The sequence below is a fragment of the Mycobacterium sp. genome, assembly GCF_051006775.1.
In the GTDB taxonomy this organism is placed as follows: Bacteria; Actinomycetota; Actinomycetes; order Mycobacteriales; family Mycobacteriaceae; genus Mycobacterium.
In genome coordinates this window covers 19,079-31,354 of record NZ_JBPCSX010000166.1, presented here as the reverse complement: position 1 = coordinate 31,354, position 12,276 = coordinate 19,079, and the positions used below count along the sequence as shown (strand labels likewise).

Sequence of the window (12,276 nt, the reverse complement as noted above, 5' to 3'; positions counted from 1 at the left end):
ACCCGAAAACGACGCGACGGCAGCACCGAGTGGCTACCACCGCCGCAACTCCCGTTGATCGGCGGGATCAACCAGTTCCATCACGCCGACCGCATCACCCGCAAATTCCGGCAATAGGGCCGTGCCATTCCGATCGCACCGCCGATCAGCATCGCCACCCAGACCAGATGGGCAACGATCACCGAGGTCCGTTTCCACTGCGGTGCGCCGGGAGTCGCGCCGCCGATCCGCTGCAGCGTCATGCTGTTCTCGTTCAGCACCCAGCCGACGCCGGCCCGGGCGAGCGTCGTGTCACCGGCATTGGATGCCAGCAGTCGCTGGACCTCCCGCGCGTGGGCGCCTTCCCCAGACACGGTCCGGCCGCCGATCAGGAGGTCGCCGGTGGTAAGGACCTCGGCCCGCACCCAGCGGGGCAGTGGATCGAGGACGGGCGACGGCCCGGCCCAGGTGAATTGGCGCATGCTGTCCGGTGGCAGTGTCACCACCGGGCGCGGTTCTGCATTGATGGCCGCAGCAACGACAGGCCATGCGCCCGGGTAGTGCACCGGGGCGATCCGTCCGCCGACGCCCCATGCCAGATCGGGCAGCACCGCGATCAGCGCAGCCGCACAGACCACCGCGCTGACACCGGGGCGGATCCAGCGCTGCAGGGTCAGGACCGCCCCTGCCCCGGCCACCGTGTACCCGGGCATAGCAAGAGCCACCCACTTCTGGCCGTCACGCAACACCGCCAGACCGGGCAGGGCATCGACTATCGCCCGCAGTGCCGTCAGCCCCGGACCGGTTGCCATCGCGGCGGGCAGCAGCACTGCGGCGGCAGCCAGTATCAGTAGCGGCTTAGCCGCGGGCTCCCTGACAACCGCAACTGCGCCGAGTGCGACGACGGCCAACAGCACGACGGTTGCGAGCACCGCGAAAGCCGTTGTCCGGGAGGGTGGTACGGCTTCGGCGTTCCACAGGCCGCCCAGGCCGGCGAGGCTGCCCAGCGTGCCCAGTCCGGGCTCGGCGCGGGCGGCGAACTGAGTCAGTCCGGCCGACTGGGAGGTGCTCAGCGCGGTTCCGAGCAGTGACGCCGTCAGCCACGGCAGTGCCGCAGCGACGGCGATACCCAGCACCGCGGCCGCCGACCGAAGTCGCCGCACACACACCAGTGCCACCACCGCTGCCAGCATCAGACCCGTCGGTGTCAGCCCGGCAAGCGCCATCCAGAACACCAGTGCAGCCCAGTCCGCTCTGGACGGTTCACTGCGCAATCTCAGCACCACTGCCGTCACCCAGGGCAGGGCACCGTAACCCAGTAGCAGACTCCAGTGCCCCTGCAGAAGTCGTTCGGCGACATAGGGATTCCACACCGCCAGCGTTGCGGCGACCAGTTGCCCCGGTAGACCGACCTCCGGCAGCAGCAACCCCGCCAGTCGGCCCGCACCCCAACCGGCGAGCAGCAGTGCGGCGATCAGTACCGCTTTCACGACAAGACCGCCGTCGAGCACCACCGAGAGTGTCGCGACCGCGAAGTCCTGCGGCACCGCCCGCGGAGCGGACTCACCGATTCCCAGTGCCGCGTCAGTCAGATACGACCGCGGCGTCGAAACCGCGTCGCGAAGTAGCAGATATCCCGGCGCCAGCAGGGGAGCGGTCACCGCGAGGCTCAATGCCGTCGCGTACCCCGGCAGTGCCCAGCGGCTAGCGGTCGACTGCAGGGGGCTCGAGATGATCGGTGGGGGCCCGCCGGGTGGGGATCTTCTCGGTGGGCGCTGAGGCGGCGGGCATCGGCCCCGTTTCGTCCTTGCCGAACAACCCGAGATCCAGATCGCTGTCGTCCTCGCCCGGCTCGGCCAGGGCTGACTCGACGCGAATGGCGAAGGTGCCCAACAGGGCTCCGCCGATCAGGGCCACCAGGCCCGCCGCGCCGAAGCTGATCGGCAGGATCCGCGACCACAGCGCAACCCGGTCCCGCTCGCTGCGGGCGGCCGCGACCTGGTCCTCCACGGTCTGCTCGGTGGAAGTCACCTTGTAGTCGGCCAGGGCCATCTCCGGCTTGAGCGGATCGCGGGCGTAGTAGTGGTTGGCGTGTTCCTGGGCCTTGACGATGGTGCCCGACACCGGGTCTACCCAGAAGGTGCGCTGCGCGGCGTAGAAACGGGTCATCGTGACCGGCTCGTAGGGATCACCCGGCAGGCCCCACAACCCGGCCCGCGCGGTAACCTCGCCGTCCTCGTTCTTGTCGTACAGCGAGGCGTACTTGATCGGCTCGACGAGTTTGCCGTCCGCGTCGTAGCCGACGTTCTGGGTGAAGCGGTAGGTGCTCAGCCCATTGACGTCATCCTCGCCGTCATAGTTGGCATCGAAGGACCTCTGCGCGATCGGGTCGAAGACCGGATACGACATCTTTTCGGTGCCGAACGGGAATCGGTAGGACAGGCCATCGTGCGGCAGTGCGACGTTGGTGGGCGGCTTCTCGTCGTCGATCGAGCGCGGCCTCTGCACCGAACCCCCCGGATGGTCCTGGTCGGACGCCGCCTCGGCGGTGCTGCGATTGAGGGTGACGGTATCGACCATCGCCAGGAGTAGACCGTTCTCCTGCTGCTTGTCGGTGCGGCGGACCGTGGTGCCGACCTGAAAGGTGACGACCTGGGCATTGGCCGGGGTCTCAACGGTGATCGCCTGCTGGGAAACCAGCGGGACATCGGTGTCGATGATGAACTTCTCGCCGGACAGCGAGGCCGGGTCCAGAGCGGTGCCCGTCCCATTGCTCTGGAGGGTCTGGTCGATATCGAGCGGGATTTTACGGATCTTGCCCGAGGTATAGGTGGACAGCAGGACCGCCGCGATCAGCAGGGCTGCCCCGAGACCGATCACGCCGGCTGCGGCGAGACGCAACATGCTTGCGCGATTCACGCTGTCCACGCCTCCTTCTCTCGCCCCGGTAAACCTGTCTGACCCTAACAGCCGGGCACCCGCTTAGGCTGGCGGGATGACAGCCCGACTTGAGCAGGTCGGCGGGACGCGAAGCTTCCTGCCTGCGGTCGAGGGCATGCGGGCCTGCGCGGCGATGGGTGTGGTGCTGACCCACGTCGCCTTCCAGACCGGAACCTCCAATGGCGTGATCGGGCGCTTGCTGCACCGGTTTGATCTGGCCGTGGCGGTCTTCTTCGCACTGTCGGGATTCCTGCTCTGGCGCGGCCATGCCGCCGCGGCCCGTGGCCTGCGGCATCGTCCGCCCACCGGCCACTACCTTCGGTCCCGGCTGGTCCGCATCCTGCCCGGCTACCTGGTCGCAGTGCTGGTGATCCTGACACTGCTGCCTGAGGCCAACCATTCCAGCCTCACCGTATGGCTGGCCAACCTGACCCTGACCCAGGTGTACGTCCCGCTGACCCTGACCGCGGGGCTCACCCAGATGTGGAGCCTGTCGGTGGAGGTCAGCTTCTACCTGGCGCTGCCGATCCTGGCGTATCTGGCCTACCGGCTACCGGTGCGGGCCCGGGTCCCGGTCATCGCCGCGGTGGCGGTGATCAGTTTCGGGTGGGGTCTGCTGCCGATCCACACCCCGCAATTCGTGAACTTCCTCAACTGGCCGCCGGCGTATGCGTCCTGGTTCGCCGCGGGCATGCTGCTGGCGGAGTGGACCGTCAGCCCGATCGGCTGGCCGCACAAGCTGGCCCGCAACCGGGTCGCGATCACCGCCATCGCGCTGATCGCCTATCTGATCTCCGCCTCGCCACTGGCCGGCCCCAAGGACCTGGTGCCGGCGACCCTGGACCAGTTCGTGGTGCGCACCTCGATGGGGGCGGTCGTGGCCGCCGCCCTACTGGCGCCGTTCGTGCTCGACAGGCCCGACACCCCGCACCCGATCATGGGCAGTCCGGTGATGGTGACGCTGGGCCGGTGGTCCTACGGCCTGTTCATCTGGCACCTGGCCGCGTTGGTCATGGTCTTCCCGATGGTGGGCAAGTTCATGTTCAACGGCAACCTGATCGTCGTGTTCATCCTGACGACGGTGCTCGGTTTCGCCATGGCAGCGGTCAGTTATGCGCTGATCGAGTCACCGTGCCGGAATGCGTTGCGGCGCTGGGAATACCGGCAGGCGGTAGGCCGTGAGCCGGTGCCGATACCGCCGCTGGACAGCTCGGTCACGGACGATCCTGAACCTGCCGTCGCGCGATGACCTCGTCACGGACGGCCGTGCGGCGCGCTTTCCCGGCGTCATCGCGCAGTGGGGTGTCCACGAACTCCACGCTGCGCGGCACCTTGTAGTCGGCAAGTCGTTCGGCGACGAAGGCCGCGACTCCCTGAGGGTCGAGGCCATGCTCGGCGGCCGTGTGCACCAATGCGTGCGGTACCTGACCGAGGTCATCGTGCGGTACGCCGACCACCAGGCAGGACAGCACCGCGGGATGTTCGGCCAACGCGTTCTCGATCTCGGCCGGGTAGACGTTGCGGCCGCCCACGGTGAACATGTCCACCCGCCGGTCGGCGAGATACAGATAACCCTCGGAGTCGAACCAGCCGAGATCGCCGAGTGAGTCCCAGCCGTCGCGGTGCTTGGCGGTGCTGCCGATATAGCGGTAGGTGGGGCGGCTGCCGGGCCGCGGTCGCATGTAGATCTCGCCGACCTCACCGGGTGGGCATTCGGCGCCGTCGTCGTCGAGCACCTTCATCTCACCGGCGACCACCCGCCCGACCGAGCCGCGGTGGGTCAGCCATTCGGTGCCGCTGATGAATGTCAGCGCCTGCAACTCGGTCCCGCCGTAGAGCTCCCACACCGCTTCGGGACCCAGGATCTCGATCCAGGCCTCCTTGATATTCGGCGGGCAGGGTGCGGCCAGGTGCCACCATCGGTGCACCGACGACAGGTCGTAGGCATCGGGATCCGCGCGGTAGACCGGCAACAACCGCTGCATGATGGTCGGCACGGTCGCCAGATAGTTGACCCGATGCTCGCCGATCAGCCGCAGGAACGTCTCGGGGTCGAACCTGCTCATCAGGACGAGGTGCTGACCGGTCGCCAATGCCGTTGTCGCCGAGGTGAATCCGGTGTTATGGCTCAGCGGCACGGAGATCAACTGGGTGTCGGTGGGCAGGTTGCCCATCATCGCCGCCACCACACCGCCGAGGTAGCGCCCGTCTGTGCCGGCTTCGATCAGCTTGGGCCGTCCGGTGCTGCCACCGGATGCCATCGACTTCAACGCCGGGGACACCGCCTCGGGCAGCGGATCGTCGGAGACCTCCGGGCCGGGATCGAAGTCGCCGGGCACCGAGGGCACGATGCCGCGCGGATCAGGACGGCCGACCAGCAGCGCGCGCTCCCGCAACTCGAGCAGTCCGATGTACTCGTGGTCAGGCAGTCGCGCCGACAGTGGCTGCGGGATCGCGCCGAGCTTCCAGGTGGCAACCGTGGCAGCGACCCACTCGATGGAGTTCGGCAGCGCGATCGTGACGTAATCCCCCTGTCGCACACCGAGTCCGGCGTAGGCGCGCGCCAGCCGGTTGGTGAGCGAATCCAGTTCGCCGCGGGTGAGGGTGCGATCACCGTGGCTGACAGCCGGGGTCTGCGGGCTCTCGGCGGCCAGCCGGCTCATCTGGGTTCCGATGGCCGGGACTTCCGGATACTCCGCCATCTAGTAGCCGCCCCGGTTGTGCAGGATCGCCGCCGGGTTGTCGACCAGCATGGTGGTTATCTGCTCCTCGGTGACCCCGCGCTGCCGCAGTGCGGGCAGGACATCGTTGTGGATGTGCAGATAGTGCCAGTTCGGCAGCACCAGGGGCAGGGCAGCCTCCGGCAGCCAGTCGATGTGGCAGGACGCGTCGTGGGCCAGCACCATCTTGTCGGCGTGGCCGCGCTGACACATCCTCACCACCGTGTCGACCCGGTCCTCGAAACTCAGAATGTTGTCGATCCCGAACCGGTCCATGCCGAGATAGGAGCCCGCCGCGATCAGCTCCTCGAGATAGTCCAGATCAGTGGTGTCGCCGGAGTGGCCGATGACGACCCGACTCAGGTCCACGCCCTCCTCGGCGAAGATGCGCTGCTGCTCCAGTCCACGACGGCTGTGGGCGTGGGTATGGGTGGTGATCGGGGCGCCGGTGGCGCGATGTGCGGCGGCCGTCGCGCGCAGCACCCGGTCGACGCCGGGGGTGATGCCCGCCTCGTCGGTGGCGCACTTGAGGATCCCCGCTTTGACGCCGGTTCCGGCGATGCCCTCGGTGATGTCCCGGATGAACAGATCGGTCATCATCTCGGGACCGCCCAGGGCGGTACCCGGGCCGGTGAAGTGGAAGTACATCGGAACGTCGCCGTAGGTGTACACCCCGGTGGCCACCACGATCTGTAGATCGGTCCGGGCCGCCACCCGCTGGATGCGGGGGATGTAGCGGCCCAGTCCGATGACGGTCGGATCGACGATCGTGTCGACACCGGCTGCCTTGAGCGCGTTCAACTTCTCGACTGCCGCGTCCTCGCGGGCTGTCTCGTCGCCCCAACCCTCCGGGTAGTTGGCGATGATCTCCGGGGATAGCACGAAGACGTGTTCGTGCATCAATGTGACGCCCAGATCGGTGGTTCCGATGGCGCCCCGGACGGTCTCCACTTCAGCGGTCATGACCCGACCCTACGGAGAAGATGTTGTGGCCGTGGCGTGATCGCCGAGGCGGCCAAGGCGCCGACGGCCACCAGAGCGGGAAGTTGGACCCACGGCGAAAAGCCGATGTAGCCGTCAACCGAGCGCCACGGATAGCGGGCCAGCAGAGCCCCGGCGAGGATCAGTCCGGCCGGTACCGCAGCCAGGGTCATGCGATCGCGCAATCGGGGTTGGTCGCGAAGCTGATAGCCCACCGCCAGCGCTGCGCCGAACACCACCGCGCCGGCGGCACCGCCCAGCATGACTCCGGCCGCGAGCACACCGGCGGCGGCGGCAAGACCCGGCGCCCACGTTCGGGTCGCAGGCTCGGTTCGTGCGGGCCGCCGCACCGGCAGCAGTGCGAGCAACAGCAGCACCGGCAGCAGGGCCAGGCCGGTCAGCAGACCGCCACGGTAGGTTGCGTTTGACGGGAAGCTCAGCGTGACGACGCCCTGCTGGCCGGCCGGCACCACCCAACCCTGCTGCCAGCCGTTGACCACCAGCGGTGTCAACGCGGCGCCGTCGGAGGTGTGCGCCACCCACCCGGGATTGACGCTTTCCGGCACCACCAGAACTCGGGCGGTCGGCGAACGGGATACCGCGATCTCCCGTCGGTCAGAAGTCCAGGATCGGATATCGGCGGTGAGGATCGGTGCACTTGACAACTGTTGGGCCAGTGGACCATTGAGCTCAATTCCGTCGGCGATGAATGCCGCCCCGGGCGAGATCAGCAGTTCCTGGGTTCCGGTTCGCAGCGCCAGCGGCGCCGGATCGCACGGCCGGGCCGGTATCGGCCTGCCCTCAAGAAGGGCCGCGACCGTGGTGGAAACCGAGGTCTGCACGAACCGGCCGGACACCGCCACCACTGGTCCCTGACCGCAGGCCAGCTCGATGGGCCGGTAGCGGTTGGCCGATGCGTCGGCCGCACCGATCGGGGAGCCCTGCGGTGACATTGCGACGACCTCGGCCAGGCCCGGCGGTTTGAGCTGATCGAAACCCAGCGCGGTGCGGTCGATCACGTCATCCCAATTCAGAATGCTCAGTCTGATGGTGTCGGTCATCCGTGGGTGCAAACCAACGGTCTGCGATCCGTCGCCGGAATCCAGCTCCCGTACCTGCGGGCCGTCGCCGAGGTCTACGGCCACCATCGTGGGGTGGGTGGGCAGCACCGATGCGCTGGGTGTCAGACGCAGTGCGGCGACCTCGGCCGGCTGCGGCAACGTCACGGTCAGGGTGGCGCCGGAGTGGTGCTGCACCACGCCCTGCTGTGCGGTCCAGGCGGTTCGGGGATCGCCGTCGGTGGCGGCGTAGGCCGAACCCTGGATGTCGATGAGGTCGGCGTCCCCGCTCGCGCGGGCGGTGCCCGGGGGCGCGATCAGATCGGCCAGTCGAGGGCTCTGGCGGGCACGCACCCACACCGTCGGCGTGACGTCGATCGCAGTCGGGACGGTGAGTGTGCGACTCAGCGTCACCGGCTCCTCGGGTGCCACCGACATCGATGCCGCGCAGTGCACACCGTCAGGAGAGTTGGCGCAGCCGTCCCGGCCGAGCAGTTCCGAACCGAGATCCCAGGCGGCGACGGGGGTTCCGGACGGTGGCGCCGGCACGACGAGGGTGTGCCGCAGATCGACCGGCTGGGCGTAGCCGGACGCGTCGTACTGGGTCACGTCGAGTTCGGTGATGGCGAACTGAACGCCGGAGGAACCGTCATCGGTGCCTGCCGCGGTGATGCGTACCCACGGCGTCTCCCCGTAGGGCAGGGCGACGGTCAGGGGCTTGCCCGGGGTGTCGAAGGTCAGTGTGGTGGTACCGCCGGCGGTGGAGATCTGAAGCCGGCGGACCTGGGCGCCGACGGCGGTTGCGCTCGGGGTGATGGTGATGGCGGCGTTGGTGAGCGGCTGGTCGAAGTCGACCTGCAGCCATTGACCGATGGCCGGCTCCAGCGAGTTCGAGACCCAGGCGGTTGCGGGATCGCGATCCACCGCGGCAAGCGGACTGCTCGACGGTGACACGTTGGGCAGCGTGGTGGCATCCGACGATGAGCTCGATGCGCTCAGCCGCCCTCCGGACCACTGGCCCGCCACCTCGCGGGAGCCCGGAACCGGGTAGTCGGGCACCCGGTTGCGGGTGGTTCGCCGATCACCGGCGGCGCGGGCGGCCGACGAGTGATCGTCGACGCGGCCGTAGTCGGTTTCCCGGTTGACCGGGGTGTCGGTCACGATCACTCCGCGGCCGGGTGGTGTGGATAACCCTGCGCGTGCGGCGTCGGAGGTCAGCAGCATCGGACCCAGTGGTGCTGACCTGAGTAGCCGGCGGCGTTCGTCGATTCGCAGCAACGACTCCGGTCCACCGGCCACCCGCGTCATAGCATTGAGATCAGTGAGGTAGGGAGCTCCCGGATTCTGTTGGGCAGCAACGGAATAGATCTGGACCGCCGGGAACAGGGGTCGCAGACCACTGTCACTGATGAACCCGTCGACAGTGCCCGGACCGACGTTCTCGCCGAATTCGGCCACCTTCTGCAGCCCCGGTGATCCGTCGATGGCACGGTGTACGAGCAACGGTCGGGCCGATCTGGAGTTCTCCGGGTCCAGATCGTTGCGCACCACAACATAGGCGATGCCCTGCCGAGCCAGGGTGTCCGCCAGACCCGCTGAGGGTCGACCGGCCGCTATGAGCCGCTGCACCGAGTCGAGGGCGCGGATGGTCTGAGGCGGAGTCAGCGGGATGGAATCCCTGACGCCCCAGGGAAAATCTCCGAGAACCTGCAGCGGTTCATCGTGAGTGTTACCCCATATCTGGGTCGCGAACGGGGCACCCGGAACCACCAGCACCCGACCCGGAGTCGGTCCGGGAGCCTTGTGTTCGGTGAGCCAATCCGCGGCCTGGTTCCAGTAGTCCGGGATCGCCCGGAATGCCCCCGGCGGGGTGAGCCTGCCAGTCCAGGCCAGCGATGTGGCGACAAGCAGTGCGATCAGCGCCACGATGGCCGCCGCCATCCGCTTGTCGTCCTCGGGATGGGCGAAGGCCCGAACCCATACCGGGCGGGGGGCGCTGCCGGGCAGGGGAATCCGGCCGAGTAGATGTGTCACACCCAGTATCAGCGGGATGCGCACCGCCGGTTCGAGTTTGTGGACGTTGCGCAGTGGCGCTCCGGCGGCGTCCAGGAAGGCCTGAACCTGATGGGCCACCGGCGATCCCAGTCCGCCGGTGTAGCCCGCGGTCAGCAGCACCAACCCAACGATGAGCATGGTGACCAGCCGACCCCGGGCGGGCATCGACCGCAGGGCCAGGCCGGCCAACCCGGCAGCGGCGAACAGCGTGGTGGCCAGAATCATCGACGGCTGGGTCACCAGCGAGGAGGCCGCGGTGGCGTTGGGCGCCACGAACGGCGTCCACGCCGACGTCCCGCGCAGCACCTCGATCAGCGATGTCCACTGCGTGGTCACCGCGGATGACTCGATGAAGTCGAGGAACGGCGGGCTGACGCGGCCCAGGAGCAGGAGTGCGACCACCCACCAGGCGATCGCCAGAACCGAGGTCAGCGCCCACCATCGGGTGAACCGCCACCACCGGCGGTCGGGCCGGTGGCAGGCCCACCAGATCAACGCGGGCAGACAGGCAGCCAGGCTGGCCACGGCGTTGACCGCGCCCATCAGCGCCAGCGCGATACCGGCCCGGGCGGCCAGCACCCGCGGCGGTCGATCAGACGTCGACAGTGCCCGAACGACCGGCAACAACACCCAGGGCGCCAGCATCATCGGCAGCGTCTCCGAGGAGAGCGAGCCCAGGGTGCCCAGCACCCGGGGCGCCAGTGCGAACGCCGCCGCCCCCACCAGTCGGGAAGGCCGGGTGCCGATTCCCAGTGCCTCGGCCACCCGCAGCATCCCCCAGCAGCCGGCGGTCAACAGCAGTGCCCACCAGAGGCGTTGGACCACCCACCCCGGTATGCCCAGTTCGTGGCCGATCAGGAAGAACGCGCCGTGCGGGAACAGATAGCCGTATGCCTGGTTCTGGGCCTGGCCGAATGGCAGGTCGCTGTTCCACAGCGTGGCTGCGCGGGTCAGAAAGCGCAGCGGGTTGATGGTCAGATCAAGCTTGGTGTCCGGTGAGATCACCCCGGGGCGCTGGGCGAAGCAGAGCACCAGCGCGACGGCGAATACTCCGGCCAACCAGCGACGGGACAGCCGGTCCTGCGCGGTGAGGGTGCTCGGGCTAGCCGCGGTTGCCGTACTCAACGCGGTTGAGCACCGACGAAGCCGGGTCGCCGGGCTGCAGCGGCGGCTTGGTGTCCTGCTGGATCATCAGCGTCACTCCGAAAACCGACGCGGCTCCAAGTAGCAGTCCGACCAGGATGCTGGCGGCTGCCGGCACCACGAATCGAGTCATGCTCGGAACCTAGCACGTGACCCGCGCGGATCCGGACCTCGGTTGGCCTCTGTCGCGGGCCATGACAGCATGTTCGGATGGTCACTTTCCGCACCATCGCGGCCTGCGCGGCGGTTCCCCTGATGATCGCCGGGTGCTCGGCGCCCGCGACCCGTACCCAGTCGAGTTCCTCAGACCAGGTGAGTTCCGCCCAAAGTGGCGCGGCGACCCCGATGGCCGGACCGATCCAGGCCCCCGCCGCCCCGGCCAAACCCTTCTGCGGCGACCTGACCGCCCTGTCCACCCGCGACAAGCTCGCCCAGCTACTGATGGTCGGCGTGCGCAACGCCGCCGATGCCCGTTCGGTGGTGAGCAACTCCCACGTCGGCGGCATCATGATCGGCAGTTGGACCGACCTGTCGATGCTGACTGACGGGACGCTGGCCGGCATCTCCGACCTGGGACCGCTGCCGCTGGCGGTGAGCGTCGACGAGGAGGGCGGCCGGGTGTCCCGGCTGTCGTCGATGATCGGCTCGTCGCCGTCGGCGCGCGTGCTGGCCCAGACCCAGACCCCCGACCAGGTGTACGGAATCGCGCTGGCCCGTGGCCGGCAGATGCGCGGGCTGGGTATCACCATCGACTTCGCCCCGGTCGTCGACGTGTCCAACCAGGGCGCCGACACCGTCATCGGCGACAGGTCGTTCTCGAACGACCCGGCCACCGTCACCGCCTACGCCGGTGCGTATGCCCGCGGACTGCGCGACGCCGGGGTGCTGCCGGTGCTCAAGCACTTCCCCGGACACGGCCACGGCTCCGGTGACTCGCACACCGCCGGCGCGGTGACCACCCCGCCGCTGTCGGAACTGATGAAGAGCGATTTGGTCCCGTACGCCACGCTGACCACAGAGGCGCCGGTCGCGGTGATGATTGGTCACCTCGAGGTGCCCGGTCTGACCGGGGACACCCCGGCCAGTCTGAGTGCGGCCGCGGTGAATCTGCTGCGCGGCGGCGGTTACGGCGGCCCCGGATTCAACGGGCCGGTCTTCTCCGACGACCTGTCCAGCATGGCTGCCATCTCGTCGCGCTACGGAGTGGCCGAGGCTGTGCTGCGGTCGCTGCAGGCCGGTGTCGACCAGGCGCTGTGGATCACCACCGACGAGGTGCCAGCCGTGCTCGACCGGCTGGAGAAGGCGGTCAGCAGTGGCGAGTTGGCGATGCCGGCCGTGGAGGGTTCGCTGCTGCGGTTGGCGGGGATCAAGGGCACCAGCGCGCGCTGCGGCGGCTAGCC

The 12,276-nt window shown here is 68.5% G+C and carries 8 protein-coding genes; 2 read left to right on the top strand and 6 right to left on the bottom strand.

The annotated features are described in order from the left end of the window. Window positions 1-80 precede the first annotated feature (80 nt). Window positions 81-1,640 carry an MmpA family trehalose lipid delivery protein gene (locus ACR2JI_RS11935; protein WP_526390284.1) on the bottom strand — a complete coding sequence of 520 codons (1,560 nt, stop codon included), beginning with the start codon at window positions 1,638-1,640 and terminating at the stop codon, window positions 81-83. A 43-nt stretch (window positions 1,641-1,683) separates the two neighbouring features. Then, the gene (gene pgfA, locus ACR2JI_RS11930; protein ID WP_526390287.1) at window positions 1,684-2,898 is read right to left on the bottom strand and encodes a cell envelope lipid trafficking protein PgfA; all 1,215 of its coding nucleotides are present in this window, start codon (window positions 2,896-2,898) and stop codon (window positions 1,684-1,686) included. A gap of 76 nt (window positions 2,899-2,974) precedes the next feature. Here pgfA and ACR2JI_RS11925 point away from each other — a divergent pair, with 76 nt between their 5' ends. Further along, a complete protein-coding gene (locus tag ACR2JI_RS11925; RefSeq protein ID WP_526390283.1) occupies window positions 2,975-4,168 on the top strand; it encodes an acyltransferase family protein in 1,194 nt (397 codons plus the stop codon). On the opposite strand, the gene ACR2JI_RS11920 is transcribed toward ACR2JI_RS11925, so the two are convergent. The 4 genes from ACR2JI_RS11920 to ACR2JI_RS11905 are packed head-to-tail and all read right to left on the bottom strand — an operon-like array spanning window position 4,134 to window position 11,009. Then, the gene (locus tag ACR2JI_RS11920; protein ID WP_526390282.1) at window positions 4,134-5,621 is read right to left on the bottom strand and encodes an AMP-binding protein; all 1,488 of its coding nucleotides are present in this window, start codon (window positions 5,619-5,621) and stop codon (window positions 4,134-4,136) included. The genes ACR2JI_RS11925 and ACR2JI_RS11920 overlap by 35 nt on opposite strands. After that, window positions 5,622-6,602, bottom strand: a complete 981-nt coding sequence (locus ACR2JI_RS11915) for a phosphotriesterase family protein (protein WP_526390281.1) — start codon at window positions 6,600-6,602, stop codon at window positions 5,622-5,624. Further along, window positions 6,599-10,807: an alpha-(1->3)-arabinofuranosyltransferase domain-containing protein gene (locus ACR2JI_RS11910; protein ID WP_526390286.1), complete on the bottom strand. Its 4,209-nt coding sequence runs from the start codon at window positions 10,805-10,807 to the stop codon at window positions 6,599-6,601. The genes ACR2JI_RS11915 and ACR2JI_RS11910 overlap by 4 nt, the downstream gene beginning before the upstream one ends. A 28-nt stretch (window positions 10,808-10,835) precedes the next feature. Further along, on the bottom strand, window positions 10,836-11,009 hold the full coding sequence (locus ACR2JI_RS11905; RefSeq protein WP_526390280.1) for a DUF2613 family protein: 174 nt from the start codon (window positions 11,007-11,009) through the stop codon (window positions 10,836-10,838). A 77-nt stretch (window positions 11,010-11,086) separates the two neighbouring features. Between ACR2JI_RS11905 and ACR2JI_RS11900 the strand changes: the two genes are divergently transcribed. After that, window positions 11,087-12,274, top strand: a complete 1,188-nt coding sequence (locus ACR2JI_RS11900; protein ID WP_526390279.1) for a glycoside hydrolase family 3 N-terminal domain-containing protein — start codon at window positions 11,087-11,089, stop codon at window positions 12,272-12,274. Window positions 12,275-12,276 lie beyond the last annotated feature (2 nt).

Bases quoted from the DNA above. Each gene is read 5' to 3' on its own strand.
- ACR2JI_RS11925 (WP_526390283.1), top strand. From the start codon at position 2,975: ATGACAGCCCGACTTGAGCAGGTCGGCGGGACGCGAAGCTTCCTGCCT.
- ACR2JI_RS11905 (WP_526390280.1), bottom strand. From the start codon at position 11,009: ATGACTCGATTCGTGGTGCCGGCAGCCGCCAGCATCCTGGTCGGACTG.
- ACR2JI_RS11920 (WP_526390282.1), bottom strand. From the start codon at position 5,621: ATGGCGGAGTATCCGGAAGTCCCGGCCATCGGAACCCAGATGAGCCGG.
- ACR2JI_RS11915 (WP_526390281.1), bottom strand. From the start codon at position 6,602: ATGACCGCTGAAGTGGAGACCGTCCGGGGCGCCATCGGAACCACCGAT.
- ACR2JI_RS11900 (WP_526390279.1), top strand. From the start codon at position 11,087: ATGGTCACTTTCCGCACCATCGCGGCCTGCGCGGCGGTTCCCCTGATG.